At 61.2% G+C, this 26,794-nt stretch carries 28 protein-coding genes; 9 read left to right on the top strand and 19 right to left on the bottom strand.

Annotation, left to right across the window (positions count from 1 at the left end):
- Positions 1 to 28: 28 nt before the first annotated feature.
- Positions 29 to 1,027: a bile acid:sodium symporter family protein gene (locus tag L6D74_RS09830; RefSeq protein WP_064597281.1), complete on the top strand. Its 999-nt coding sequence runs from the start codon at positions 29 to 31 to the stop codon at positions 1,025 to 1,027.
- A 3-nt stretch (positions 1,028 to 1,030) separates the two neighbouring features.
- Here L6D74_RS09830 and L6D74_RS09825 read toward each other — a convergent pair whose 3' ends face one another.
- Positions 1,031 to 1,954 (bottom strand): LysR family transcriptional regulator, encoded by a 924-nt coding sequence (locus L6D74_RS09825; RefSeq protein WP_236188923.1) that lies wholly within the window; start codon positions 1,952 to 1,954, stop codon positions 1,031 to 1,033.
- Between the two features lie 193 nt (positions 1,955 to 2,147).
- On the opposite strand from L6D74_RS09825, the gene L6D74_RS09820 reads away from it, so the two are divergent.
- On the top strand, positions 2,148 to 2,360 hold the full coding sequence (locus L6D74_RS09820) for a DUF2798 domain-containing protein (protein ID WP_236188922.1): 213 nt from the start codon (positions 2,148 to 2,150) through the stop codon (positions 2,358 to 2,360).
- 12 nt (positions 2,361 to 2,372) lie between these two features.
- On the opposite strand, the gene L6D74_RS09815 is transcribed toward L6D74_RS09820, so the two are convergent.
- On the bottom strand, positions 2,373 to 2,978 hold the full coding sequence (locus tag L6D74_RS09815) for a LuxR C-terminal-related transcriptional regulator (protein WP_236188920.1): 606 nt from the start codon (positions 2,976 to 2,978) through the stop codon (positions 2,373 to 2,375).
- Between the two features lie 113 nt (positions 2,979 to 3,091).
- Here L6D74_RS09815 and L6D74_RS09810 point away from each other — a divergent pair, with 113 nt between their 5' ends.
- Positions 3,092 to 4,729, top strand: a complete 1,638-nt coding sequence (locus L6D74_RS09810; RefSeq protein ID WP_236188917.1) for an ATP-binding response regulator — start codon at positions 3,092 to 3,094, stop codon at positions 4,727 to 4,729.
- Here L6D74_RS09810 and yecR read toward each other — a convergent pair.
- The 5 genes from yecR to L6D74_RS09785 form a co-directional block, all read right to left on the bottom strand.
- Complete coding sequence (yecR, locus tag L6D74_RS09805) at positions 4,701 to 5,009, bottom strand: YecR family lipoprotein (RefSeq protein ID WP_011334629.1); 309 nt, start codon at positions 5,007 to 5,009, stop codon at positions 4,701 to 4,703. The two genes, L6D74_RS09810 and yecR, sit on opposite strands and share 29 nt — an antisense overlap.
- A 59-nt stretch (positions 5,010 to 5,068) precedes the next feature.
- A complete protein-coding gene (locus L6D74_RS09800) occupies positions 5,069 to 5,383 on the bottom strand; it encodes a hypothetical protein (protein WP_236188912.1) in 315 nt (104 codons plus the stop codon).
- A gap of 180 nt (positions 5,384 to 5,563) precedes the next feature.
- A complete protein-coding gene (locus L6D74_RS09795) occupies positions 5,564 to 6,289 on the bottom strand; it encodes a hypothetical protein (protein WP_236188910.1) in 726 nt (241 codons plus the stop codon).
- Positions 6,290 to 6,837: 548 nt separating this feature from the next.
- Positions 6,838 to 8,016 carry a trans-sulfuration enzyme family protein gene (locus L6D74_RS09790; RefSeq protein ID WP_236188901.1) on the bottom strand — a complete coding sequence of 393 codons (1,179 nt, stop codon included), beginning with the start codon at positions 8,014 to 8,016 and terminating at the stop codon, positions 6,838 to 6,840.
- A complete protein-coding gene (locus tag L6D74_RS09785) occupies positions 8,013 to 9,389 on the bottom strand; it encodes a pyridoxal-phosphate dependent enzyme (protein ID WP_085610550.1) in 1,377 nt (458 codons plus the stop codon). Before L6D74_RS09785 ends, L6D74_RS09790 begins: the two co-directional genes overlap by 4 nt.
- Before the next feature lie 432 nt (positions 9,390 to 9,821).
- Between L6D74_RS09785 and L6D74_RS09780 the strand changes: the two genes are divergently transcribed.
- Together L6D74_RS09780 and map are read left to right on the top strand one after the other, a co-directional pair.
- Positions 9,822 to 10,082 carry a ParD-like family protein gene (locus L6D74_RS09780; RefSeq protein ID WP_039766896.1) on the top strand — a complete coding sequence of 87 codons (261 nt, stop codon included), beginning with the start codon at positions 9,822 to 9,824 and terminating at the stop codon, positions 10,080 to 10,082.
- Positions 10,079 to 10,870, top strand: a complete 792-nt coding sequence (gene map, locus L6D74_RS09775; RefSeq protein WP_085648427.1) for a type I methionyl aminopeptidase — start codon at positions 10,079 to 10,081, stop codon at positions 10,868 to 10,870. Before L6D74_RS09780 ends, map begins: the two co-directional genes overlap by 4 nt.
- A gap of 247 nt (positions 10,871 to 11,117) precedes the next feature.
- Here the strand turns inward: map and L6D74_RS09770 are convergent, their stop codons facing one another.
- From L6D74_RS09770 to ribBA, 5 genes are all read right to left on the bottom strand, one after another.
- Entirely contained in the window at positions 11,118 to 12,272 is a 1,155-nt protein-coding gene (locus tag L6D74_RS09770; protein ID WP_236188899.1) for an ABC transporter ATP-binding protein, read from the bottom strand.
- A 17-nt stretch (positions 12,273 to 12,289) separates the two neighbouring features.
- Positions 12,290 to 13,099: an ABC transporter permease gene (locus L6D74_RS09765; protein ID WP_007957396.1), complete on the bottom strand. Its 810-nt coding sequence runs from the start codon at positions 13,097 to 13,099 to the stop codon at positions 12,290 to 12,292.
- Positions 13,100 to 13,105: 6 nt separating this feature from the next.
- Positions 13,106 to 14,050 (bottom strand): ABC transporter permease, encoded by a 945-nt coding sequence (locus L6D74_RS09760; RefSeq protein WP_039766889.1) that lies wholly within the window; start codon positions 14,048 to 14,050, stop codon positions 13,106 to 13,108.
- A complete protein-coding gene (locus L6D74_RS09755; protein ID WP_236188897.1) occupies positions 14,047 to 15,072 on the bottom strand; it encodes an ABC transporter substrate-binding protein in 1,026 nt (341 codons plus the stop codon). The genes L6D74_RS09760 and L6D74_RS09755 overlap by 4 nt, the downstream gene beginning before the upstream one ends.
- Positions 15,073 to 15,348: 276 nt before the next feature.
- A complete protein-coding gene (ribBA, locus tag L6D74_RS09750; RefSeq protein WP_064597259.1) occupies positions 15,349 to 16,458 on the bottom strand; it encodes a bifunctional 3,4-dihydroxy-2-butanone-4-phosphate synthase/GTP cyclohydrolase II in 1,110 nt (369 codons plus the stop codon).
- A gap of 65 nt (positions 16,459 to 16,523) precedes the next feature.
- Here ribBA and L6D74_RS09745 point away from each other — a divergent pair, with 65 nt between their 5' ends.
- On the top strand, positions 16,524 to 16,817 hold the full coding sequence (locus L6D74_RS09745; protein ID WP_236188895.1) for a DUF1330 domain-containing protein: 294 nt from the start codon (positions 16,524 to 16,526) through the stop codon (positions 16,815 to 16,817).
- A 139-nt stretch (positions 16,818 to 16,956) separates the two neighbouring features.
- On the top strand, positions 16,957 to 17,439 hold the full coding sequence (locus tag L6D74_RS09740; protein WP_236188893.1) for a hypothetical protein: 483 nt from the start codon (positions 16,957 to 16,959) through the stop codon (positions 17,437 to 17,439).
- A gap of 57 nt (positions 17,440 to 17,496) precedes the next feature.
- Here L6D74_RS09740 and L6D74_RS09735 read toward each other — a convergent pair whose 3' ends face one another.
- The 7 genes from L6D74_RS09735 to L6D74_RS09705 form a co-directional block, all read right to left on the bottom strand.
- Positions 17,497 to 18,060, bottom strand: a complete 564-nt coding sequence (locus tag L6D74_RS09735) for an NUDIX hydrolase (protein ID WP_236188891.1) — start codon at positions 18,058 to 18,060, stop codon at positions 17,497 to 17,499.
- Between the two features lies 1 nt (position 18,061).
- Complete coding sequence (locus L6D74_RS09730; protein ID WP_236188890.1) at positions 18,062 to 18,826, bottom strand: GntR family transcriptional regulator; 765 nt, start codon at positions 18,824 to 18,826, stop codon at positions 18,062 to 18,064.
- Between the two features lie 58 nt (positions 18,827 to 18,884).
- Positions 18,885 to 19,274: a carboxymuconolactone decarboxylase family protein gene (locus L6D74_RS09725; RefSeq protein ID WP_085605114.1), complete on the bottom strand. Its 390-nt coding sequence runs from the start codon at positions 19,272 to 19,274 to the stop codon at positions 18,885 to 18,887.
- A gap of 134 nt (positions 19,275 to 19,408) precedes the next feature.
- Positions 19,409 to 19,894 carry a flavin reductase family protein gene (locus tag L6D74_RS09720; protein ID WP_197868051.1) on the bottom strand — a complete coding sequence of 162 codons (486 nt, stop codon included), beginning with the start codon at positions 19,892 to 19,894 and terminating at the stop codon, positions 19,409 to 19,411.
- A gap of 12 nt (positions 19,895 to 19,906) precedes the next feature.
- Complete coding sequence (locus L6D74_RS09715; RefSeq protein ID WP_085603065.1) at positions 19,907 to 21,388, bottom strand: aldehyde dehydrogenase; 1,482 nt, start codon at positions 21,386 to 21,388, stop codon at positions 19,907 to 19,909.
- Positions 21,385 to 22,218, bottom strand: coding sequence for an alpha/beta fold hydrolase (locus L6D74_RS09710; RefSeq protein ID WP_236188888.1), 834 nt, complete (start codon positions 22,216 to 22,218; stop codon positions 21,385 to 21,387). The genes L6D74_RS09715 and L6D74_RS09710 overlap by 4 nt, the downstream gene beginning before the upstream one ends.
- Positions 22,219 to 22,250: 32 nt before the next feature.
- Complete coding sequence (locus tag L6D74_RS09705; protein WP_007957412.1) at positions 22,251 to 22,841, bottom strand: amino acid synthesis family protein; 591 nt, start codon at positions 22,839 to 22,841, stop codon at positions 22,251 to 22,253.
- 324 nt (positions 22,842 to 23,165) lie between these two features.
- On the opposite strand from L6D74_RS09705, the gene L6D74_RS09700 reads away from it, so the two are divergent.
- A complete protein-coding gene (locus L6D74_RS09700) occupies positions 23,166 to 24,194 on the top strand; it encodes a WD40/YVTN/BNR-like repeat-containing protein (protein ID WP_236188886.1) in 1,029 nt (342 codons plus the stop codon).
- Between the two features lie 28 nt (positions 24,195 to 24,222).
- A complete protein-coding gene (locus L6D74_RS09695; protein ID WP_085648435.1) occupies positions 24,223 to 26,607 on the top strand; it encodes an efflux RND transporter permease subunit in 2,385 nt (794 codons plus the stop codon).
- Positions 26,608 to 26,794 lie beyond the last annotated feature (187 nt).

The raw sequence follows: 26,794 nt of genomic DNA, 5'->3' as shown, positions 1-26,794 counted from the left end.
GTACTGGCAACCCCCGGATGAACAAACCATGACGCGCCCACGATTTTTGCCCGACAACTTCACCCTGACCCTGATCGGCGTGGTGCTGCTGGCCAGCTTCCTGCCCGCCAGCGGTCAGGTCGCGACCGGTTTCGGCTGGCTGACCAACATCGCCATTGCGCTGCTGTTTTTCCTGCACGGCGCCAAGCTGTCGCGGGAATCGATCATCGCTGGCGCCGGCCACTGGCGCCTGCATTTACTGGTGTTCGGCCTGACCTTTGTCCTGTTCCCACTACTGGGTCTTGCGCTCAAGCCGCTGCTGTCGCCGCTGATCGGCGATCAGCTGTACATGGGCATGCTGTATCTGTGTGCGCTGCCGGCCACGGTGCAGTCGGCGATTGCCTTCACTTCGCTGGCGCGGGGCAATATTCCGGCGGCGATCTGCAGTGCGGCGGCGTCCAGCCTGTTCGGGATTTTCCTCACGCCGCTGCTGGTGACGCTGCTGCTCAACGTCCACGGCGACGGCGGCTCGACCCTCGACGCGATCGTGAAAATCAGCGTGCAATTGCTGCTGCCGTTCATTGCCGGCCAGATTGCCCGTCGCTGGATCGGCGCCTGGGTCGGTCGCAACAAGAACTGGCTGAAATTCGTCGATCAGGGCTCGATTCTGCTGGTGGTCTACGGCGCGTTCAGCGAGGCAGTGAACGAGGGCATCTGGCACCAGATTCCGGTGATCGACCTGCTGGGGCTGGTGGTGGTGTGCTGCATCCTGCTGGCGCTGGTGCTGCTGGCGTCCACGCTGCTGGGCAGGGCGTTCGGTTTCAGTCTTGAGGATCGCATCACCATTCTGTTCTGCGGTTCGAAAAAGAGCCTGGCCACTGGCGTGCCGATGGCGCAGGTGTTGTTCGCCGGCAGCACGATTGGCGTGTTGATTCTGCCGCTGATGCTGTTCCATCAAATTCAACTGATGGTCTGCGCGGTGCTGGCGCAGCGGTATGCGAAGCGGCAGGAATCGGTGCCTGAACTGATGGCGCAGGTTGATCCTTGATCCTCATCGAGCGGGCCAGCGGTTATGCAGGAACTCCTGCAAAAACTCGGTGAAGGCCTTGACCTTGGAAGTCATGGCGGCGCGCTCCTGCACACAGGCATAGATCTCGAGCGGCGCGGCGCTGGCAAAGGTCGAGCCGCCGCCCGGTTCGAATAAAGAGACCAGTTGGCCACTCTCCAGATAGGGCGCGGCAACGAATTCCGCCAGTCGGGTGACCCCGGCGCCATGAGCAGCCATTTGCGCCAGGGCGTCGATATCGTCGCTGATGGCGGTCGCATTGATCGCAGCCTCAAAGCGCTGACCCTGCTCAACGAACCACCAGCGCAGTAACCGTCCGTCCAGCGGATAGCGGAACGCCAGACAGGCGTGCTGTTGAAGATCCGCCGGAGTCGACGGCCGACCGGCCTTTTGCAGGTAGTCAGGGCTGGCGCAAATCACGAACGGCACCGTCGCAACCTTGCGCGCGATGATGCCGTCTTCCAGTTGCGGCTCGATGCGCAGACTCAGGTCGATACCTTCGTGGAGGTGATTGATTTTGCGGTCGGTCGTCGAGAGCTCAAGCGTCAACTGCGGGTAGCGTTCGGCGAAACCGGCAATGACCGGGGCCAGTACATGGCGCCCGAACCCGGCGGTGGAGGCGATACTCAAGTGTCCCTGGAGTTGCGTCTGCGCGTGGCTGATGGCGCTCTGCGCGGACTCCAGATCGAGCGCGATACGTTTTACTTTCTCGAAATACACCGAACCGCTCTCCGTCAGCGCCATGCTGCGGGTGGTGCGTTGCAGCAGGCGTGTGTCGAGGTGATTTTCAAGGCGACCAAGGGTCTGACTGACGGCGGCGGCACTCACCCCGAGGGTTTTGGCGGCGCCGACAATCGATCCCGCCTCAACGACTTTGATAAAACAATCGATTGCACCCAAGAGGTTCATGCGTGGATCCCGGCGAGGACGAATTAATAAGATTTTGTTTATAAAGTGCTCACGGCGATCAGTCTAGTTACGGCTTGGCAGACTTGTTAGGGTGCTCGGCGCCTATCCACTTCGGTCAACAAGGACTGACAGGAATCAGAGACTATCCCCAAGAACCACAGTATTCAGCCCGCGCAAGCTGTCTGCCCGTGCCATGCCGTACGTATTTGCGTTGTACATGGCGACAATCATGGCGTTTCTGATGTCGATGGTGATCACCGCCTCCAATTTCGGAATTGATGCCGATTACCTTAGCAATGCGCTGCACGCCTACAAACTGGCGATGCCCGTGGCATTTCTGTGCATTCTCGTGGTCCGGCCGATTGTGGTGAAACTGGTCGCACTGACCGTCCACCCGCACGGCTGACCTGGAGGCCGGCTACAAGGCTCCGGAGTATTTCACCGCTGCTGCGGCGCGCGACGGCACGTTGAGCACCCGCAACAACGACGACACATGAATCCGCACCGTGAACGGCGAAATATCCAGTTCGCGGGCGATTTCCTTGTTGGTCTTGCCTTGGGCGATCAGCCGCAGCACATCCTGCTGACGCGGGGTGAGGGCGGTGCCGGAGTCCAGCGGCAGCAGGCCGGACGGGGCGAATTTCACCAGAACCTCACCTTCACGAATCGCCTGGATCGCCTGACCGATCTCATCCGGGGCGATGTTCTTGCCGATAAAACCATCGATGCCGGCCGCCATGACTTCGCCGATCAGCGCCTCGTCATCGACCATCGACACCACAATCAGCGTGGTTCGCGGCAAACGCCGGCGCAGTTCCGCGAGCTGGCTGACACAGGTCAGGCCGGGGAAGCGCAGGTCGAGGATCAAGGTGTCAGGCTCATCGCCCGCCGGCAGCAGGGCGAGCACTGTGTCGAGGTCGCCGGCTTCTTCGATCAGGGCTTCGGGCAGCAGACGCTGGACGGTGCGCAGCAGCGCTTCGCGAAACAACGGGTGATCGTCGGCTATGATGATTCGGCACGCCATGGCGCAACCCTCCCTGGGTCTGCATTGCTCATGGCATGCACCTTAGCATCGGGCGAAGGCATTGCCTGTTGATTCGTGCGTTTATGACGACTGCTGCACAAGGACGTTCCCCCATGAAGTTCGAAAAGAACACCGAGCTCGACCAGGCCAATCTGCGCATCATCATCGCCAGCATTGCGCTGGTTTACATGGGCGTGCTTGGTTTCCTGCCGGGCCAGCGCTTCGATACTTACCTGCCGGTGGTCACCTACATTTCCCTGTTTCTGCTGGCCTCCGTCGTGCTGCGCCAGGCGATTGTGCGCTGGCCGGGGCATTATCCGGCGCGGCGGATTTTCGGCATGCTCCACGATTACACCGGCACCAGTTTCGGGCTGGTGGTCGGCGGCGAGGCGGCGTTGCCCATCTATGCCGTCATGGTCTGGGTCAATCTCGGCAACGGCATGCGCTACGGCTCGCGCTACCTGGCGATCGCCACGGTGCTGGCGTTGCTGGCGCTGTTGGCGGTCTATCGGTTGACGCCCTACTGGCAGGCGCAACCGTTCATGGTGTTGATGCTGATGATCACCAGCACGGTGATTCCGGTGTATGCGCACCTGCTGCTGGAACGCACGCGCAAGGCGTCCGAAGAGGCGGTCGCCGCCAACCTTGAAAAATCACGGTTCCTGGCTCAGGCCAGTCATGACCTGCGTCAGCCGATCCACTCCATCGGGTTGTTTACCGCGTGCCTGCGTGAGTCGCGGCTGGGCGAAGAGGAGCGGCGGCTGGTGGACAGCATCGACCGTTCGCTGCTCAACGTGTCGCAGTTGTTTCGTTCGATTCTTGATCTCTACACCCTCGACAACGGGCGGATTCTGCCGCGCTTGCAGACGCTTGAGCTGGGCGAATGGCTGGCGGATCTGATCCGTCAGAACGCCGAAGCCGCACGCTGGGCGGGTGTGGAGTTGTGTCTGCGACCATGTGAACACTGGGTGCGCACCGATCCGGCGTTGCTGGCGACCATGGTCCAGAACGTGCTCTCCAATTGCTTCAAATACGGTGCGCACCGACCGGTGTTGATCGGTGTGCGCAAGCGCGGCGCGGGGTTGGCCATCGCGATCTATGACCGGGGCAGCGGCATCGCCGAAGAGCATTTGCCCAAGGTGTTCGAGGAGTTTTATCGGGTTCGCCAGTTGCGCGACAAGGACGTCGAAGGTGTGGGCCTGGGGTTGTCGATTGTCCGGCGGTTGGGGCAGTTGATCGGTATCGATGTCGCGATCCGTTCACGGTTGGGGCATGGCACGGCGGTGACCTTGCTTGGCCTGCCGCTGGCGCCGCCGCAGGTGCCGGTCAATCGGGAGGAGGCCCGCCAGGTCGGTTTGCTGACAGGGTTGAAGGTGTGTCTGGTGGAGGATGATCGCAACGTTCTGCTGGCGACCTCGGCGTTGCTTGAGCGTTGGGGCTGCGTTGTGCAGGCCGAACTGAGCGGGCAGGGTTTGGTCACGGACTGCGACATCATCGTTGCCGACTATGACCTCGGTGCGCACAGCACCGGCATCGAGTGCATCGATGAGATTCGTCGTCAGCGCGGTTATGCGGTGCCGGCCATGATCATCACCGGGCATGACATTGAAAAAATCCAGGCGGCCCTGCATGACCGGCAGATCGCCATTCTGTCCAAGCCGGTACGTCCGGCCGAGCTGCGCGCGACCCTGCGTGCGCTGCGCGACCGGCAGACCGAAGGGGTCAGCGCTTACACAGATAGTCCTGCGTGATGGTGGTTTGCAGGCAGTTGTACTGGCCCATGGTGCGGCAGATGTTTTTCTCCGAGCCTGATACTTCGGCGCTCTTGTAGCCCCAGACCTTGCAACGGCCTTCTGCCGCGGCCAACCCTTGAGCGGCGGAGGTTTGCCCGCTTTCGAACTGGCCCAGTTCATAGGAAACCTGGACAACGCCGTCGGTCTTGCTGCCGCCGGTGGCTTCCCATTGCTTGGGGGTGGCGCAGCCGGTGAGAACGACGGCTGCGAGGCTGAGGGTGGCGATGAGTGTTTTCATGGTCGAACGGAATCCTTTACCGGATGAGAAGAGGCGTTGAACGGTTTTCCTGCGCCGGATTACTGGTACGGAATCGGCGACGCGCCTTTGGGCAGGCAGGACAGCGGAGGCGTCATGATGCCCATGCTCGCCACCGCGATGATTGCGCCGCTGGGCAACTCGCAGTTGTATTCGCCGGCGGCGGTGTAGGCGGTGTAGTAGGTCAGCGTGCTGTCGTTGCGGATGTTGCCGATCTTGGTGACCGGTTGGCCGATGACGGTCTGGGCGCGTTCGCGCATGCGGTCTTCGGTGGGTTTGGCGGTCTGGCAACCGCTGGCGCCGAGGAGCAGGGCACCGAGAACCGTAATCTTGGCGAGGCTGAGCTGCAGTTTCATGGTGTTTCTTCCTTGGTGTTGTTGTTTTTCCAGGCACAACGATCCCGCGCACTGCACAGCGGCAATGTTGGGGAGCGTCGGGGGTTGCGAGGGAATATAACGCCAGGGAACGGGGTGGTCGATTAGCACAAATGTGCTAGTGCGGCGCAACCAGCGGTGGGCTGATTGCGCCGATAGCGGTTATTGAGGGCTGTTGAACTGATCCGAATAGCTGCCGCTCATGAGGGCGGAAGCGACCTGGTCGGAGCCGACGCCTGCGCGGGAGTAGGCGAGTCGACTGGCACCGACCTTGTCTGCGCCATCGGCGGCGACTGCGCCTGCGCCGACGTGATCCGCACCGTCAGAAGCAACGGCTCCGGCGCCGACGTGATCGGAGCCGTCAGAAGCAACGGCTCCGGCGCCGACGTGATCGGAGCCGTCAGAAGCAACAGCGCCAGCGCCGACGTGATCCGCGCCGTCGGAAGCAACGGCTCCAGCGCCGACGTGATCGGAACCGTCAGAGGCAACGGCGCCAGCGCCAACGTGATCGGAACCGTCAGAAGCAACGGCACCGACGCCGACGTGATCGGAACCGTCAGAAGCAACGGCGCCAGCGCCAACGTGATCGGAACCGTCAGAAGCAACGGCGCCAGAGCCAACGTGATCGGAACCGTCAGAAGCAACGGCGCCAGAGCCAACGTGATCGGAACCGTCAGAAGCAACGGCGCCAGAGCCAACGTGATCGGAGCCGTCGGAGGCAACTGCTCCGGCGCCGACGTGGTCCGCGCCGTCAGAGGCAACGGCGCCGGCGCCAACATGATCCGCCCCATCCGACGCCAATGCCTGCGCCTGCGCAGCCCAGACATTGGGCATTGCCACTGTTGCCGCAACTGCCAGGACGAAGCCCGGCCAAAGCGTGTGCTTCATGATTTTCTCCACGCCCCATCAGCCACACAGCAACCGAGCATTACCCGTCATTCGTTTATCGACGGAAGGCTCGTTGGCCCGGGGTCAACCAGATTGGTGAATGGCACGGGGGCACCGGAGGGTGCACGGGTGTCGACGGTTTACAGGAAATCTGGACAGCGAACTGAAAAGTATAGTTCGCCCTTGGCGGGAGGCAGGCTGAAGGGTCGTGAAGGCGATAGTCGGTTAGCTTCCTTGCAGGCCTGCGCTAGAAAACAATCAGTCTAAAAACCGCGTAGCGCAATGCAGTGTGTTTGCTAGGCTCAAGAATGTAGGCGAAGACGCAGACTGATGCGCAAGCGGATAGCGAGGAAGCGTTGGGCGCGTTCCGAAGGGTACACGGTTAGAAAGAACCCCGCGCTGGGTTCCAGCCCTTATGCCGTGTGAAGCAGCAGAGCACATTGCCTGTACTGTGGGAGTCCTGAGAAACCTCGTAAGCCAGAGACCAGCACTGGCCGCCTACTCAAACACCAAAGCCCGCCTTGTGCGGGCTTTGACGTTTTCGGGCTTTAGATGCTGGCCAGCGCCTGCGCCAGATCGGCACGCAGGTCTTCGATGTCCTCGACGCCCACCGACAGACGCACCAGGCTGTCACCGATGCCGAGTTTGGCACGGGTTTCGGCCGGAATGGTCGCGTGAGTCATGATTGCCGGGTGCTCGATCAGGCTTTCCACACCGCCAAGGCTTTCGGCCAGGGCGAAGATCTGCACGTTCTCCAGGAAGCGCCGGGCGCCGGCCAGATCACTGTTCAGATCCAGGGAAATCATCCCGCCGAACCCACGCATCTGACGCTTGGCCAGTTCGTGCTGCGGATGGGATTCCAGACCCGGGTAGTAGACACGTTTGACCTGCGGCTGTTGCTCCAGCCAGCGCGCCAGATCCAGCGCATTGCTGCAATGACGCTCCATACGCAGCGCCAGCGTCTTCACGCCACGCAGGGTGAGGAACGCGTCGAACGGGCCGGAGATGGCACCGACTGCGTTCTGCAGAAAGCCCAGACGCTCGGCCAGCGCAGGATTGTCGCCAACCACGGCAATCCCCCCGATCACGTCGGAGTGACCGTTCAGGTATTTGGTGGTCGAGTGCAGCACGATGTCGAAACCCAGTTCCAGCGGACGCTGGATCCACGGGCTGGCGAAGGTGTTGTCGGCCACGCAGATGATCCCGCGCGCCTTGCAGATACGGGCGATGGCGGCGAGGTCGGACAGACCCAGCAGCGGGTTGGTCGGGCTCTCCACGATCACCATGCGCGTGTCGTCCTGCAACGACGCTTCGAACGCCGACAGATCCGCCAGATCGACGAAGCTGAAACGATGCCCGGCACTGCGCTGACGCACCTTGTCGAAGAGACGGAAAGTGCCGCCGTACAGGTCATTGCCGGACACGATGTGCGAGCCGGCGTCGATCAGTTCGAGCACGGTGGAAATCGTCGCCAGCCCGGACGCGAAGGCGAACGCCTGGGTGCCGCCCTCCAGATCCGCCACGCAGCGCTCCAGGGCGAAACGCGTCGGGTTGTGCGAGCGGCCGTAGTCAAAACCCTTGTGCACGCCGGGGCTGTCTTGCAGGTACGTGGAGTTGGCGTAGATCGGCGGCATCAGCGCGCCGGTGGTCGGGTCCGGCGTTTGCCCGGCGTGGATCACGCGGGTGGCGAAGCCTTGTTGAGGGGCGTTCTTGTCGTGCTGGCTCATGCCAGGGATCTCCGTAATTGATTGAGCATGTCGACGCGGGTGATCAGGCCATGGAAGCCTGAAACGTCGGCAATGATGGCCACCAGACCGCTGCTGAGTACGGCTTCCAGTTCAGCCAGCGTTGCGCCGGGGGCGAGGGTTTGCAACTTGTCGGTCATCGCGCTGGCGACGGGTTTGCTGAAGAGCGAGGCGTCTTCGTGCACACGCACCAGAATGTCCGATTCGTCGATCACGCCGACCAGTTGCTTACCATCCACCAGCACCGGCAGTTGCGAAACATCGGCCAGGCGCATGCGTTGGAACGCGGTCATCAGCGTATCGTCCGGGCCGACGCTGACAACTTTGCCGTCCTCGAAGCGTCGGGCGATCAGGTCGCGCAGGTCGCCGTAGCGTTTGCGCTGCAGCAGGCCCTGATCGGTCATCCACTGGTCGTTGTAGACCTTCGACAGATATCGGGTGCCGGTGTCGCAGACGAAGCTGACCACGCGTTTCGGCTCGGTCTGTTCGCGGCAGTAGCGCAGCGCGGCAGCGAGCAGGGTGCCGGTGGACGAACCACCGAGAATGCCTTCGGCTTTCAGCAGCTGGCGCGCGTGATCGAAGCTTTCCTCGTCGCTGATCGAGTAGGCGTTGCGCACGCTCGACAGGTCGGTGATCGACGGAATGAAGTCCTCACCGATGCCTTCCACCGCCCACGAACCTGCGGTGCCGAGATGCTTGCTGCGGCTGTATTCAGCCATCACCGAACCGACCGGGTCGGCCAGGACCATTTCCAGATCCGGTTGCACGCGCTTGAAGAAGCGGGTCAGGCCGGTCAGCGTGCCGGCCGAGCCAACGCCAACCACGATCGCGTCCAGGTCATGCTCGGTCTGGGCCCAGATTTCCGGCCCGGTGCTGCACTCGTGGGCCAGCGGGTTGGCCGGGTTGTTGAACTGGTCGGCGAAGAACGCGCCGGGAATGTCCTTGGCCAGACGCGCGGCGACATCCTGGTAATACTCGGGATGACCCTTGCCGACATCGGAGCGGGTGATGTGCACTTCGGCGCCCATGGCCTTGAGGTGCAGGACTTTCTCGGTGGACATTTTGTCCGGCACCACCAGCACGACGCGGTAGCCCTTGGCGCGGCCGACCAGGGCCAGGCCCAGACCGGTGTTGCCGGCGGTGGCTTCGACGATCGTGCCGCCGGGTTGCAGGCGACCATCGCGCTCAGCGGCGTCGATCATGGCCAGACCGATGCGGTCCTTGATCGAACCGCCGGGGTTCTGTGATTCGAGTTTGAGAAACAGGGTGCAGGGACCGGTATCGAAGCGGGTGACTTGTACCAGCGGCGTATTGCCGATCAGCCCAAGTACGGCAGGGCGTGAATCCTTTGACATCTCTTCACCTCTTTGTGGTGTTGATCGCGTTCCATTCGCGGGGAAAAAGCTCGCGTGCAACATAGGCTCTGACCTGCGCTGTCGCAACCTTTAAACAGCCGGAAATACTGCCATTTCGATCTAACGATAGAACGAAATCGGAGAGGTGAAGGAAGTGATTTGCAGGGGTTTATACGCAGGCGTCATCGAGTATTGAAAGGGCGTCTTCGGCGTCATGAAGCGCTTGATCCGATAGTAAAATTCTTGCAGCGAAGAATGCTGATTGATTGCTCGTCAGAACGTGAAATACACACAGCCGCAAAGTCACGTCATACCAGTCTCCGGTGCCGGGCAGATTTTTTTCGCCGCGATTTACCGGGTATGCAGCGTTTGCAATCCCGAGCGACACACGATTAATATACGATCCATATACACTTCGTATCGGATATTGCCATGGGCATCGTAAAGATTTCAGAGGACATGCACGAGAATCTGCGCATTTCCAGCAACGCACTCAGCCGCTCGATCAACGCGCAGGCCGAACACTGGATGCGCATCGGCATGCTCGCCGAGCTGTATCCAGACCTTGATCACCACGCCATTTGTCGGTTGCTGATTCGCGCCGAGCAGTCGGGCGGTCTGGATTTGCAGCAAGTCTGCGCACTGGCGGATGCCGCGCAGAACGCCTCGGTCAAAGAGGCAGTCAAGGCATGAGAAACCCGATCAAGATCAACACCCAGGCCGAAATCGCTCAATCCCGCGAGGCCGGCAGACTGGCCGCCGAGGTGCTGGCGATGCTGGTGCCGCACGTCAAGGCTGGCGTGACGACCGATCAACTCGACCAGTTGTGCAACGACTACATCGTCAATGTGCAGAAAGCCATTCCGGCCAACGTCGGTTACCACGGCTTCCCGAAAACCGTCTGCGCGTCAGTCAACGAAGTGGTGTGCCACGGCATTCCCTCGAAGCGCGTGCTGAAGGACGGCGACATCGTCAACCTCGACATCGCGGTGATCAAGGATGGCTGGTTCGGTGATACCAGCCGCATGTACGTAGTGGGCGAACCGACGCCCGAGGCGCGGCATCTGATCAAGACAACCTACGACGCCATGTGCGCGGGGATCCGCGTGGTGCGTCCGGGCGCTACGTTGGGTGACATCGGTCATGCGATCCAGACGCTGGCGGAGAAAGAAGGGTTCAGCGTGGTGCGTGAGTACTGCGGGCACGGGATCGGCAAGGTTTATCACGATGAGCCGCAGGTACTGCATTACGGTTATCCGGAGCAGGGCTTGAAGTTGAAGGCGGGGATGATTTTCACCATCGAGCCGATGCTCAATGCGGGCAAGCGCCATGTGAAGAGTTTGGCGGATGGCTGGACGGTGGTGACCAAGGATCAATCGTTGTCGGCGCAGTGGGAGCATATGGTGGCGGTGACTGAGGATGGGTTTGAAGTGTTGACGGCGTGGCCTGACGAAATTGATGGGTTTGCGCCGATCAACTGATACCGAGTCGCCTGCTGGCCCTCACCCCAGCCCTCTCCCGGAGGGAGAGGGAGCCGATTGGGGAATATTGGAGAATTACGCCGACCTGAAAACTCCGCAGTGAATCCATAATCGCCGCTGACCAGAATGCTGTGCCAAATCCACAATCGACTCGGTTTTTCAGGTCGATGTACAGCGCAAGACACCTCGGTCGGCTCCCTCTCCCTCCGGGAGAGGGCTGGGGTGAGGGCGGGCAGGCGACTCGGTGTTAATGAGCCCCCGCCGCTTTGTTCAAATCGCTCTCCGCCCACTCCGTATAAACGCATGCATCCGCCGTCGCCCAACGCACTCGAACCGGATCCCCAGCCTTCAACGGCATCCCCGCCGCCGACAATGCCTTCACCGTCATAGAAGTCCCGCCCGACGTCACCACACTGCACGTCTGGCTCTCACCCAGAAACAGCACCTCGACCACCTTCGCCGAAACCTCGTTCCAGCCCGCCGCCAACGGCTCGTCACTTGCCTGCTGCACACTCAACGCCAACGCCTTTTCCGGCCGCACCATCAGCAGCACATCCTGCCCGGTCTGCAATCCAGCGGTCAGGCGAATCGACAGCGACTGCCCCTCAAAACTCGCCGCCGCATTGCCTTGCGCCTTGAGCTTGAGGAAGTTCGAGTTACCCAGAAACGACGCCACAAACGCATTCGGCGGATTCTGATAGAGGTCATAACCGCTGCCGAGCCCGACAATCTTGCCGTGACTGAAAATCGCGATGCGCTGGGACAGACGCATGGCTTCTTCCTGATCGTGGGTCACGTAGACGATGGTGATGCCGAGGCGGCGGTGCAGCTGGCGCAATTCATCCTGCAAGTCTTCACGCAGTTTCTTGTCCAGCGCACCGAGAGGCTCGTCCATCAACAGAATGCGTGGTTCGTAAACCAGCGCCCGTGCAATGGCGACCCGTTGTTGTTGGCCGCCAGACAGTTGCGAAGGACGGCGATGGGCGAACTGTTCCAGTTGCACCAGTTTCAGCATCGCATCGACGCGCTTGTCACGTTCAGCGGCGGCGAGTTTGCGGATCGCCAGCGGGAACGCGATGTTGTCGCGCACCGACAGATGCGGGAACAGCGAATAGCGCTGGAACACCATGCCGATGTCGCGCTTGTGCGGCGGCACATTCACCAGCGACTGGCCGTTGACCAGGATCTCGCCGCTGCTCGGGGTTTCGAAGCCGGCGAGCATCGACAGCGTGGTGCTTTTGCCCGAGCCGCTGGAGCCGAGGAAGGTCAGGAATTCGCCGTCCTTGATGTCCAGCGAGATGTTGTCCACGGCCGCGAAATCGCCGTAGTGCTTGTTCAGGTTGCGCAGGCTGACCAGGGGTTTGTCGTTCTGCTGGGATGCGTCTTTGATCACGGCACTCATGTCGTACTCCTGGGCGCTCAGGCGCTGATTTCGTTGCGCCGGCGCAGCGCGGCGGCGATCACCATGACCAATACCGACAGGCCGATCAGCAGCGTCGAGGCGACGGCGATCACGGGCGTCAGGTCCTGGCGCAGGGTGGTCCACATTTTCACGGGAAGGGTTTGCAGGGTGGGACTTGCCATCATCACGCTGAGCACCACTTCGTCCCACGAAACCAGGAAGGCGAAGAGGGCGCCGGCCACCATCCCCGGGCGAATCGCCGGGAAGGTCACCTTGAACACCGCTTGCAGGCGTGACGCCCCGCAGATCACCGCCGCGTCTTCAATCGACTGATCGAACAGCTTGAGCGAGTTGATGATCGAGATGATGGTGAACGGCAGCGCGACGATCACATGGCTGACGACGAAGGCAAACATCGTCCCGGTGTAGCCGAGCTTGAGGAACAGCGCGTACACCGCCACGGCGATGATCACCAGCGGCACGATCATCGGCAGGGTGAACAGACCGTAGAGCATTTCCCGGCCGGGGAAGCGTCCGCGCACCAGCGCAAAGGCAGTCGGCAAACCGAGGGCGACGGCGCAGATCGTGGTCAGTACCGCGACCTTGAGGCTGGCCAGCGCTGCGCTCATCCAGTCGGCATTGGAGAAGAACTGCACGTACCATTTCAGCGTCCAGCCCGGTGGCGGGAACACCAGCCACTGGGACGAACCGAACGACAGCAGGACGATGAACACGATCGGCAACAGCAGGAACAGGCCGATCAGCCCGGTGGTGAAATACAGGCCGAAGCGCATCCGGCGACTCATGGCATTGGGCGTCAGGAGCATGTCGGTTTACCTCGCGTTACTGGCGCCAACCGGGGATTCCGGTTGCAGCTTCAGGTAGACGTAAAACAGCACCAGCGTGATGACGATCAGCAACGCGGCGCCGGCGCTGGCCAGACCCCAGTTGAGGAACGACTGCACCTGCTGAATGATGAATTCCGGCAGCATCATGTTCTGCGCCCCGCCCAGCAGCGCCGGGGTGACGTAGTAACCGAGCGACATCACGAACACCATCAACCCGCCGGACGCCAGACCCGGCCGGCACAGCGGCAGGAACACCCGGAAGAAATTGGTCCACGGGCTCGCGCCACAGATCGAACCGGCCTGCAGGATCATCGGGTCGATGGCCTGCATGGTCGCCTGCAACGGCAGCACGATGAACGGGATCATGATGTAGCTCATGCCGATCACCACGCCGGTCAGGTTGTGCACCATTTCCAGCGGCTGATCGATGATGCCCATGGCCATCAAGGCTTTATTGATGACGCCCGAAGCCTGCAACAGCACCAGCCACGAATAGGTGCGGGCGAGCAGGCTGGTCCACATCGACAACAGCACGATGTTGAGAATCCAGCGGCCCCAGCCGCGCGGCACCAGAGTGATCGCCCAGGCCAGCGGAAAGCCCAACAGCAGGCTGAACACCGTCACCAGTCCCGCCACCGAAAAGGTGTTGAACAGCACCCGTGCATACGCCGAGTTGGCGAACAGTTGTTCATAGTTGCCAAGGCCCGGCACCGGCTCCAGCACGCCGCGCAGCAACAAGCCAATCAGCGGGGCGAGAAAGAACAGACCGAGGAACAGCAGCGCCGGCGCGAGGTTGCCGGCGCCGCGCCAGCGTTGTTTGAGGGACGGGGCTTGCGCCATTGCACTCGCCTTGCCGGATGCCAGGCCGGCAGCGCTCGCGGCGCTCCCGGTGGCAGTGGAGGGACGGGACGCGGTGGCCGCCATTTTCATTTGACCAGCCATTCGTTCCACCGTGTCGCGATGGCAGGACCGTTCTTGGCCCAATACGCGAAATCAAGAGTGATCTGATCCTTAGCGTAGGCAGTCGGCAGGTTCGGGGCCAGCGTCGAGTCCAGACGCGCCACACTGTCGACATTGACCGGGGCGTAGGCGGTCAGGTTGGAGAAGTCGGCCTGGCCTTTGGCACTGCTGGCGCTGGCCAGGAACTTCATCGCCGCGTCCTTGTTTTTCGAACCCTTTGGCACCACCAGAATGTCGGCCATGACCAGGTTCTGTTTCCAGCTCACGCCGACCGGTGCGCCGTCTTCCTGCAGGGCGTGGATCCGGCCGTTCCAGAACTGGCCCATGCTCGCTTCACCGGAGGCCAGCAGTTGCTGCGACTGCGCGCCGCCGCCCCACCAGACGATGTCTTTCTTGATGGTGTCGAGTTTCTTGAAGGCGCGATCCAGGTCCAGCGGATAGAGCTTGTCGGCTGCTACGCCGTCGGCTAGCAGGGCCAGTTCAAGCACGCCGGGGCTCGGCCATTTGTACAGGGCGCGTTTGCCGGGGAAGGTCTTGGTGTCGAACAGCGCGCTCCAGTCCTGCGGCTTGTTGGCGCCGAGTTTGCCCTCGTTGTAGCCGAGGACGAAGGAGAAGAAGAACGAGCCGACGCCGTAGTCGCTGACGAAACGCGGGTCGATCTTGTCGCGCTGGATCTGTTTGAAATCGAGGGGTTCGAGCAGGCCTTCGGCAGCGGCGCGCAGGGCGAAGTCGGCTTCAACGTCGACCACGTCCCATTGCACGTTGCCGCTTTCGACCATGGCCTTGAGTTTGCCGTAGTCGGTCGGGCCGTCCTGCACGACGGTGATGCCGCTGGCCTTGCTGAACGGATCGGCCCAGGCCTGTTTCTGCGCATCCTGGGTGCTACCGCCCCAGCTGACAAAGTTCACACTCTCGGCGGCCATCGCGGCCTGACCGGTCACGCTCAGCAGTCCCGCAAGAAAGATCGCGGTTGCAGCTTTGTTCAACACCATTTTTACGCCCTCATTGTTGTGTTTTTGAGCGGGCTTGCGTTGTTGCCCGCCTGTCGGGAGCAGTAGCTGGACGGTTTTTGGGTCGTCCGGTCTTTGGAATATCATATTATGGTATTCCAAACTTTGTGCAAGCACTTTGCCGTACCGGCTATCTGGCGAAGGTCTTCTTGCTGTTCAAAACTCAAGTTCGACTGGGAGTTTCAGGTCGATGTATAGCGGTAAAACAACTCGGTCGGCTCCCTCTCCCTCCGGGAGAGGGCTGGGGTGAGGGCTGCTTTACTCGGTGAACGGAATGCTCTCGACCACCTCAAGATCGTAGCCGGTCAAACCGGCATATTTCAGCGGCGGGCCCAGGTGGCGCAGCTTGCCGACGCCCAGGTTCTGCAGAATCTGCGCCCCGGTGCCGACCTCCGAATAGATCCGCGATTGCGAGCGACTGAACTGCCGAGGCGGCTGAGTCAGTTGCGGAATGCGCTCCAGCAGCGCCTGGGAAGACTCATGATTGGCCAGCACTACGACCACGCCATGCCCTTCGGCCGCGACCCGTTGCAACGCCGCCCACAACGTCCAGTTCGACGGCCCGCTGTACTCGGCACCCACCAGATCGCGCAGCGGATCGATCACATGCACGCGCACCAGCGTCGGTTCCTCACGGCGCAACTCGCCCATAACCATCGCCATGTGCACGCCGCCTTCGATGCGATCTTCGAAGGTGATCAGGCGAAACGTGCCATGCACCGTCGGCAGTTCCCGCTCGCCGATGCGTTCGATGGTGTGTTCGGTGCTCAGGCGATAGTGGATCAGGTCGGCGATGGTGCCGATCTTGATCCCGTGCTTGCGCGCGAAGACTTCCAGATCCGGGCGGCGGGCCATGGTCCCGTCGTCGTTCATCACTTCGACGATCACTGAAGCCGGCGTGAAACCCGCCAGACGCGCCAGATCACAACCGGCTTCGGTGTGGCCGGCGCGGGTCAGCACGCCACCTTCCTTGGCGCGCAGCGGAAAGATATGGCCGGGCTGCACCAGGTCTTCTGCGCGTGCGTTCGGCGCCACCGCAGCGGCCACCGTACAAGCGCGGTCGGCGGCGGAAATGCCGGTAGTCACGCCGACCGCCGCTTCGATGGAGACCGTGAACGCGGTGCTGAACACGCTGCCATTGCTCGGCACCATTTGCTCCAGTCCCAGGCGCTGGCAATGATCGTCAGTCAACGTCAGGCAGATCAGCCCCCGAGCCTCGCGGGCCATGAAACTGATCGCCTCGGGCGTGCAACGGTCGGCGGCCAGCAGCAGGTCGCCTTCGTTTTCCCGATCCTCGTCATCGACCAGCAACACCATTTTGCCGAGGCGATAATCTTCGATGATTTCTTCGATGCTGTTGAAGGCCATGCTGGACTCTCGATGTAAGTGAAATTCGTGGTATACCATAATACAAAATCAACCAAGAGGTCACTATGAAGGCGTACTGGATTGCTCACGTGGACATCACCGATCCCGATCACTACAGCCAATACACCCAGCGCGCGCCGAAAGCGTTCGCCGAGTTCGGCGCGAAGTTTTTAGCCAGAGGCGGGCGCAGCGAAGCGATGGAAGGGCGGATGACGCCGCAGCGCAGCGTGGTGATTGAATTCGACAGTTATGAGCAGGCGGTGGCGTGCTACCACTCGGCGGCGTATCAGGAAGCGAAGAGCTACCGCGAGGAGTGGGCGAAGGCGGAGATTGTCATCGTTGAAGGGATGGCGCCGTAACGACTTGCCTGCAAATCCGCAGGAACTTCAGAATCGAACACCGCCGCGATCTTTTGATATTTTCTCTGGATCAGGAGATCGCTCGCCGGACGTAATTGATTGCCTGCGGTTAGGCACGATGTGCTCTAAGGGAATATTGATGCGCAAGACAAAAGGAATGTTTGCAGGTAGGCAAGTAGGCCTCTGGCTAGTGGCTGCTCTATTGGTAAATGCAGTCTTTCTGGCTTTTCTGATTTTCGGGAGCGGTGCGAAGGGACGCGATCTGGAGATGATTAAAACCAAAGAACCCCTGCTGATCGAAGGGCAAGGAGGCGATGACAATTACTATGTCCTGCCGATGGGAACAACGCTATATCACGATAAAAGCTTTCCTGAAGGGCACGATCGTTATGTGGTGTATCTGAATCACAAAGGTGCCATTGCCCACGAAGAAGTCCCGATGAAGCCTGAGTATGGCGGTTCTTTTATCGATCCTCTTTGGCTGGCCAATATTGATGCCGATACCTTGAAAGACATTTTCAAGCGTTTTCCGCTCTCCAAGAAAGACATCTCCGCTGCTCTCAAAGCCAATGAAATCACCAAAGATGATCTGGCGGATATCATTCGTGCGATGCCGGACTGAGCACCTATCTACCGAGGAATCGGGCCGGGCTCTGTATCTCTTGCAAGTGACGGCTGATCAACGCATGAAATGAATCTTGCCGCTGTCGTCATTGCCCATGTACATGCCATACACCCCGGCCTGGCGTTCCTCGATGTAGCGTTCGAGGATCTGCCGGATCGCCGGGTAGTAGATCTGCTCCCACGGGATGTCTTCCGGGGCGAAGAATTTGCAGGCGAGGGTTTCCGGGCCGTACTGGCCGGTGATCTCCAGCGCGAGGGCGCGGAAGATGATGTAGACCTCGCTGATCTTCGGCACGCTGAAGATCGAATACGGCGAGACGATTTCCGCGCGTACGCCGCTTTCTTCCCAGAGTTCGCGCAGGGCGGCCTGCTCGGTGGTTTCGCCGCTTTCCATGAAACCGGCGGGCAGGGTCCAGGTGCCGGGACGCGGGGGAATTGCCCGTTGGCACAGGAGATATTTGCCGTCCTGCTCGATGATGCAGCCAGCGATGATCTTCGGGTTTACATAGTGAATGTAGCCGCAGCCGCGGCACATCAGGCGCTCGTGCGTATCGCCCGGCGGCACCTGCTGACCGAGGTCAGCGCCACCGCATTTCGGGCAAAAGCTCGGGCTGAACATGTCAGTGACCTATGCGCGGTTCTTTCAGCGCGATGGGCAGGGTGATCGGCGGAGTGCTCTTGAGATCGCTGCCGGTCTCTTCCTGCTTGCGCTTGAGGTAATCAAGGGCCACGGCAGCCGCAGCGCGAACGTGATCGACGCACGCCTGATGCGCCGCCAGCGGATCGCCGCTCTTGATCGCCTCGACCATTTTTTCCATCTCGTGATTACTAGCGCCGCGGCGGTTTTCCTGGGACACCGAGGTCGCGCGCAGGTAGCTGATGCGCGCCTGCAACTGACGCAGCTGCGTGGCCGCGACATGGTTGCCCGAGCCTTCGAGCAGCACGTCGTAGAAGCCCTGCACCGAGTCGATCACCTGTTGCAGCTCGCCGTCCTTGAGTGCCTTGCGGTTCTCGTCGAGGGCTTTTTCCAGGGCCTTGATGTCCTTGGCCTTGGCGCGCAGGGTGAACAGCTGGACGATCAGGCCTTCGAGCACGCAGCGCAGTTCATAGATGTCGACGGCATCGGCGAGGGTGATGATCGCCACGCGCGGCCCCTTGGCGTCGGCGAATTCCACCAGGCCTTCGGATTCCAGGTGACGCAAGGCTTCACGCACCGACGTACGGCTCACGCCCAGGCGATCGCACAGATCGCGCTCCACCAGGCGATCGCCCGGCAGCAGCTGGAAGTTCATGATGGCGCTTCGCAGTTTATCCAGCACGATTTCGCGCAGGGTGACGGGGTTGCGATTGACCTTGAAGCTGTCGTCGAGTGGCAGGCGTTTCATGGGGTCCGCTCTTTAAGGTGGCTGTCCATGCCAGACGGGCATCAAAACAGCCGAGGGGTTAACTGGAGGCCTCGGCGTCGGCTTCGGCGAAGGCTTCACGGGCGAGCCGGAAACTGTCCACGGCTGCCGGGACGCCGCAATAAATACCGACCTGAAGCAGAATTTCGCGTATTTGCTCACGACTCAGGCCGTTACGCAAGGCGCCGCGCACATGCAGCTTGAGTTCGTGCGGACGGTTGAGCGCCGAGATCATCGCCAGGTTGATCATGCTGCGCTCCTTGAGCGACAGGCCTTCACGTCCCCAGACGTGGCCCCAGCAGTATTCGGTGACCATTTCCTGCAGCGGGCGGGTGAAGTCGTCGGCATTCTCGATCGAACGCTGCACATAGGCTTCGCCCAGCACCTGGGTGCGGATCTTCAGGCCCTTTTCGTACTTGTCGTTGTTCATCATCCCTCCAATCCACAGATATCCCCCTGTGGGAGCGAGCCTGCTCGCGAAGGCGACTTCTCAGTCGATGCAAATGTTGAATGATCGACCGCTATCGCGAGCAGGCTCGCTCCCACAGGAGTGGTGTATGGCAATCAGGCCAAGGTCGGCAACGCGCCGAGCTTGCCCTTGTGATAAATCATCGGCGTCACCGGCTGCGCCGGCAGGATCAGGTTCTTCACTGCGCCAACGATGATCGCGTGATCGCCGCCGTCGTATTCGCGCCACAGTTCGCACTCGATGATCGCCGTGGCCTTGGCAAGGATCGGGTTACCGAGCTCGCTCAAATGCCACTCGATGCCGTTGGCCTTGTCCTTGCCTTTGCCGGCGAAGGCATAGGCCTCGGCGGTCTGGTCGGCGGACAGCAAATGAATCGCGAACTTCTTGCTGTCGCGCAGTACCGGGTAGGTGTCGGAGGCGTAGTTTGGGCAGAACAGCACCAGCGCCGGATCAATCGACAGCGCACTGAAGGCGCTGGCGGTGATGCCGACGATGCCGCCGTCCGGGTCGAGGGTGGTGACCACCGTGACCCCGGACGGAAACGAGCTCATGACGTCTTTGTAAATGCCGGGTTCGATCATGTCGCAGGACTCCTAACGCATCACAAACGGATCAGGCATCGGCGCCTGGGAGAGGTTGATCCACACCGTTTTCAGTTCGGTGTAGGCCAGCACCGAATCGATGCCGCTTTCGCGTCCATAGCCACTGTTCTTGAAGCCGCCGATCGGTGCCATCGCCGACACCGCGCGGTAGGTGTTGACCCAGATAATCCCCGAGCGCACGTCCCGGGCCAGGCGATGGGCACGACCCAGATCGCGGGTCCAGATGCCGGCAGCGAGGCCGAACTGCGAGTCGTTGGCAATCGCCAGCGCTTCGGCTTCGTCCTTGAAACGGATCACCGAGGCCACCGGACCAAAGACTTCTTCCTGCATGATCTTCATCGAGTTGCGATCGCATTCGAACAGCGTCGGTTCGTAGAACCAGCCGTCACCCACGCCACTCGGACGCTTGCCACCCAGACGCAGACGCGCGCCTTCGGCAATCGCATCAGCCACCAGACCCTCCACCACCGCCAGTTGCTGCGCGGTAGCCATCGGGCCCATTTCGCTGCTGTCGTCCTGCGGGTTGCCGATGCGGATGCGCTGGGCGCGTTCCACCAGTCGGCTGACGAACTCGTCGTAGATTTCGTCCTGCACCAGCAGTCGCGAGCCGGATACGCAACTCTGCCCGGATGCCGCATAAATCCCGGCAATCGCACCGTTGATCGCGCTGTCGAGATCAGCGTCGGCAAAGATGATGTTCGGCGACTTGCCGCCCAGTTCCAGCGACAGCTTGGCAAAGTTCTCGGCGCTGCTGCGCACCACATGCCGGGCCGTGGCCGCGCCACCGGTGAAGGCGATCTTGCGGATCAGCGGATGACGGGTGAGGGCGGCGCCAGTGCTCGGGCCGTAGCCGGTGACAACGTTGACCACCCCCGGTGGAATCCCTGCTTCGAGGGCCAGACGCGCCAGTTCGAGGATGGTCGCCGAGGCATGCTCGGACGGTTTGATCACGATGGTGTTGCCCGCCGCCAGCGCCGGCGCCAGTTTGATCGCGGTCAGGTAAAGCGGGCTGTTCCAGGGAATGATCGCGGCGACCACGCCCATGGCTTCGTGCACGGTGTAGGCGAACAGATCGGGCTTATCCAGCGGCAGGGTGCCGCCTTCGAGCTTGTCGGCGAGGCCGGCGGTGTAGTGGAAGAACTCCGGCAGATAACCGACCTGACCGCGGGTTTCGCGGATCAGTTTGCCGTTGTCGCGGCTTTCCAGCTGCGCCAGTTGTTCCTTGTTTTCAGCGATCAGGTCACCGAGACGACGTAGCAGTTTGCCGCGCGCGGTGGCGGTCAAACCACGCCATGCCGGGCTGTCGAAGGCGGTCTGTGCGGCTTGCACGGCGCGTTCGACGTCGGCCTCATCTGCGTCGGGCAATTCGGCCCAGGGTTCGGCCAGCGCCGGGTTGAGGCTTTCGAAAGTCTTGCCGGAGAGGGCGTCGACCCATTCTCCGCCGATGCACATCTGGAAGCGTGCGAGCGTCATGCAACGATCCCCTTTATATGGTTTTGTCGGGCGTATGCGGTGTCGAGAAATTCCAGCAGCGTCTGGTTTACCAGCCGTGGCGACTCTACCGGCATCATATGCCGTTGCTCGGGCAGCACGGCAACCTTCGCGCCGGGAATGCGCGCGGCCAGTTGCTCGGCCATTTCCGGGGTCGATCCGGGGTCCAGCTCGCCGGTGGCGATCAGCGTCGGCGCCTGGATGCTGCCCAGGTCGTCGGCGCGGTACATGTCCTGGGTGGCGAACAGTTCGTAGGTGGTCAGGTAGCCTTGCGGATCATTGCCAGCCAGGGTCTGGCGGATCGCAGCGATCTGCGCCGGGTTGGCCGCCTGGTATTCACGGCTGAACCAGCGCGACAGCGCCGCTTCGGCATTCGCGTCCGGCCCGTGTTCGGCAGCCTGCGCGGTACGGGCGATAACCCCGGCGCGCTGCTCTTCGCTGCGGTTGAACACGCTGTTGAGCACTACCAGGCTTTTCAGGCGTTCCGGGTAATGCAGGGCAAACGCCCGCGCCACCAGGCCGCCCATGGAAAAGCCGATCACCGATGCCTCAGGCAATTGCAGGTGGTCGAGCAGCTCCAGCAACTGATCAGCGTAACCGAGCAGGGCGGTGCCGTTGGCCGGTCGCGGGCTGGCGCCATGGCCGAGCATGTCGTAGGCGATCACCCGGTATTGCGTGGCCAGGCCAACGATCTGGCCGCCCCACATTTCTTTGTTCAGGCCTACGCCGTGGATCAACACCACGGGTTGGCCAACGCCTGTCGCCAGATAACTGGTGCCGGCCGGGGTGAGTTCAGCGGTGAGCCGAATCATGGAGCGCTCCTGCAATGCCTTTTTTATTGTGGTTACTGGGCTTTTTCGGCGGCCAGTTCTTCCAGATCGATGTAGCGGTTGCCGATGCGCGGGTGCAGGCGACCACCGTCGGCGCAACCGAGCACCACGACGATTTCGTCGGCGCGCGGGGCGTCTTCGATCTGCATTTCCAGGGTGATGTAGTGCGAGCGCAGGCCTTCGTCATCCTTGTGCATCATCGGAATCTGAATCGAAGTGCCCGGACCGCCGCGCTTGTTGGTGAAGCTCAGGTAGCTCTTGGCCTTGACCGCTTCGCGGTAGTGGTTGCCGAAGCGCAGGGTGTGGATCACCGCCGACGCGTGTTCGATTTCGCCATCGGCACCGACCACCGCGGCTTTGCCGTAAGCCTCGATCTTCTCGGCGCCGCCGATGATCCCCACCAGACGCTCGACCATCATCGCGCCGAGATCCGAACAATTGGCGCGGATCTGCGGCTTGAGGTCTTCGACAAACCCATTGCCGACCCACGGGTTCTTCATCACGACGGCCAGGCCGACCATGGTCACCGGGGTGTCGGACGCCTTGCCGCCTTCAATGAAGGTCTCTTCGACATAGCTGACGATCTTGCGAATTTCGAAACTCATGAGCTGCTCCGTAGGGGATAAAGAGTGTCTGTGCGTCTGATGGTATACCATAATACCGATCGTGCAAGTCCCCATCGCAAGAATCCCCGCCATCAGTCGGACGAATGCCCGCGCATTCAGCCGCCGCTGTAGTTCCTTTCGGTTAACAAAAGATAACGTTGCGCCGATTGTCAGACGTTTCGAATGCCCGATAGGATGAGCCAGCTTCCGAAGGGGCTCTGGACAGCGGGTTTCAGGACTATGCTTGTGACCAGGCAGTCACCGTGAGCACCCTTGCGGCGCCCTTAAGGTCCATGACCAACAATAATAAACAGGGGAAGGTCTATGAGTCGTTGCCGCCCGCCGGCGTTACGCAACACCGCGTTGCTGGCCACAGCACTCTCTCTGCTGGGCTTTGCCACATTGTCGGCGCCGGTTCTCGCCGCCGAAGCGCCAGCCGACGTGGTCTATTCCACCGAATCGGCCAAGGCCTCGAAAAGCCTGATGCTCGATGTCGTTCACGCCGGAACCCGCCTGGTGGCGGTCGGGGATCGTGGGCACATTCTCTATTCCGACGACCAGGGCAAGACCTGGACCCAGGCCAAGGTGCCGAGCCGCCAGTTGCTGACCGCCGTGTATTTCGTCGATGACAAGCACGGCTGGGCCGTCGGCCACGACGCGCAGATCCTCGCCAGCGCAGACGGCGGCCTGACCTGGACCAAACAGTTCGAAGACCTCAAGCGCGAATCGCCGCTGCTCGACGTCTGGTTCAAGGACGTCAACAGCGGCCTGGCGGTGGGTGCCTACGGCGCGCTGCTGGAAACCACCGATGGCGGCAAGCACTGGGAAGACGTCAGTGATCGCCTCGACAACGAAGACCAGTTCCACCTAAACGCCATCGGCGCGGTAAAAGACGCCGGTCTGTTCATCGTTGGCGAGTCGGGCAGCATGTTCCGCTCCGCCGACTGGGGCCAGACCTGGGAAAAACTCGAAGGCCCGTACGAAGGCTCGCTGTTCGGCGTGATCGGCACGGCGCAGCCGCAAACCCTGCTGGCCTATGGTCTGCGGGGCAACCTTTACCGCTCCACCGATTTCGGCAGCACCTGGGAGCAGGTCGAACTGAAAGCCGCGCGCGGTTCGCTGGAGTTCGGCCTGTCCGGTGCCACACTGCTTGCGGACGGCTCCATCGTCATCGTCGGCAACGGCGGCTCGGTGGTCAGCAGCAGCGACAACGGCGAAACCTTCAGCGTGTTCAACCGTCCGGATCGCATCTCGCTGTCGTCGGTCACCGCCGCCGGCAACGGCAATCTGATCCTGAGCGGGCAGGGTGGCGTTCGGGTCACTTCGCCGAACGGCGCCGAGCTGGGCAAATGAGCCGAATCAATAATAAGAAGGCGGGGCTATGACTTCCTTGAGCACTCATCATCAGGACAAGGCGACGTTTCTCGAGCGCCTGATCTTCAACAACCGCCCGGCAGTGATCGTGATCTGCCTGCTGGTCAGCATTTTCCTGTTCTGGCAGGCCACGCTGATCCGCCCGTCCACCAGTTTCGAAAAGATGATCCCGCTCAAGCATCCGTTCATTGAAAAGATGATGGAGCACCGCAACGATCTGGCGAACCTGGGCAACACCGTGCGCATTTCGGTGGAAGCGAAGGATGGTGACATCTTCTCCAGGGAGTACATGGAGACCCTGCGTCAGATCAACGACGAGGTGTTCTACATCTCCGGCGTCGACCGTTCCGGCCTCAAGTCGCTGTGGAGCCCGAGCGTGCGCTGGACCGAAGTGACCGAGGAAGGTTTTGCCGGCGGCGAAGTGATCCCGCAGAGCTACAACGGCTCCCAGGACAGCCTCGATCTGCTGCGCAACAACGTGCTCAAGTCCGGTCAGGTCGGGCGTCTCGTGGCCAACGACTTCAAGTCGAGTATTGTCGACATCCCGCTGCTGGAGTCCTACCCGGACCCGCAGGACCAGGGCAAGCTGCTGGCGCTGGACTATCGCCAGTTCTCCCATGAGCTCGAAGACAAGATCCGCAACAAGTTCGAAGCGCAGAACCCCAACGTCAAGATCCACATCGTCGGTTTCGCCAAGAAGGTCGGTGACCTGATCGACGGCCTGGTGATGGTGGTGATGTTCTTCGGCATCGCCTTCGTCATCACCCTGATCCTGCTGTTGTGGTTCACCAACTGCTTGCGCAGCACCGTGGCGGTGTTGAGCACCACGCTGGTGGCGGTGGTCTGGCAACTCGGGTTGATGCACTTCTTCGGCTTCGGCCTCGATCCGTATTCGATGCTGGTCCCGTTCCTGATCTTCGCCATCGGCATTTCCCACGGCGTGCAGAAAATCAATGGGATCGCCCTGCAATCCGGTGAGGCGGACAACGCGTTGACGGCCGCACGGCGGACATTCCGTCAGCTGTTCCTGCCGGGGATGATCGCGATTCTGGCGGACGCCGTCGGCTTCATCACGCTACTGATCATCGACATCGGTGTGATCCGCGAGCTGGCCATCGGCGCTTCCATCGGTGTGGCGGTGATCGTGTTCACCAACCTGATCCTGCTGCCGGTGGCGATTTCCTATGTCGGCATCAGCAAGCGCGCCATCGCCAAGAGCAAGAAGGACGCGCACCGCGAGCATCCGTTCTGGCGCCTGCTGTCGAACTTCGCCAACCCGAAAGTCGCGCCGATATCCATCGCTTTGGCGCTGGTCGCCTTCGGTGGCGGCCTCTGGTACAGCCAGAACCTGAAGATCGGCGACCTCGACCAGGGCGCGCCGGAACTGCGTCCGGACTCACGCTACAACAAGGACAACAACTTCATCATCAATAACTACTCGACCAGCTCCGATGTGCTGGTGGTGATGGTCAAGACCAAGTCCGAAGGCTGCTCGCGTTATGAAGCCATGGCGCCGATCGACGAGCTGATGTGGAAGATGCAGAACACCGAGGGCGTGCAGTCGGCGATCTCGCTGGTGACCGTGTCCAAGCAGATGATCAAGGGCATGAACGAGGGCAACCTGAAATGGGAAACCCTGTCGCGCAACCCGGACGTGCTGAACAACTCCATCGCCCGGGCCGACGGCCTGTACAACAACAGCTGTTCGCTGGCGCCGGTGCTGGTGTTCCTCAACGACCACAAGGCTGAAACCCTGGATCGCGCGGTGCATGCGGTGCAGGACTTCGCCAAGGAAAACAACAAGGAAGGCCTGGAATTCATCCTCGCCGCCGGTAACGCCGGCATCGAAGCGGCCACCAACGAGGTGATCAAGAAGTCCGAGCTGACCATCCTGATCCTGGTGTACATCTGCGTGGCGGTCATGTGCATGATCACCTTCCGCTCGTGGGCGGCAACCCTGTGCATCGTGCTGCCGCTGGTGCTGACCTCGGTGCTGGGCAACGCGCTGATGGCGTTCATGGGTATCGGCGTGAAGGTGGCGACGTTGCCGGTGGTGGCGCTGGGCGTGGGGATCGGCGTGGACTACGGCATCTACATCTACAGCCGTCTGGAAAGTTTCCTGCGTGCCGGTTTGCCGTTGCAGGAAGCCTATTACCAGACCCTGAAATCCACCGGTAAGGCGGTGCTGTTCACCGGCCTGTGCCTGGCCATTGGTGTGTGCACCTGGATCTTCTCGGCGATCAAGTTCCAGGCCGACATGGGCCTGATGCTGACTTTCATGCTGCTGTGGAACATGTTCGGTGCGCTGTGGCTGCTGCCGGCACTGGCGAAGTTCCTGATCAAGCCGGAGAAACTGGCGGGGCAGAAGGGCAATTCGTTGTTTGCTCACTGATCCGTTTGGCTGAAATGAAAAAGCCGCAACCTTGAAGGGTTGCGGCTTTTTTATGGGGCATGTCTCGTCCTGAATAAGGTTTACACCTTCTGGCTTCTTATCAGGAGGGTGCAATGGATTCGGGCGCAAAACGCAGTCAACGCGATTACACGCTGACTTTTAAATTGTCGGTTGTCGACCAAGTCGA

Origin of the sequence: Pseudomonas pharyngis, from assembly GCF_021602345.1 — a bacterium.
Taxonomy (GTDB): Bacteria; Pseudomonadota; Gammaproteobacteria; order Pseudomonadales; family Pseudomonadaceae; genus Aquipseudomonas; species Aquipseudomonas pharyngis.
The sequence above is the reverse complement of the archived record's forward strand: the minus strand, read 5'-3'. Positions and strand labels throughout refer to the sequence as shown.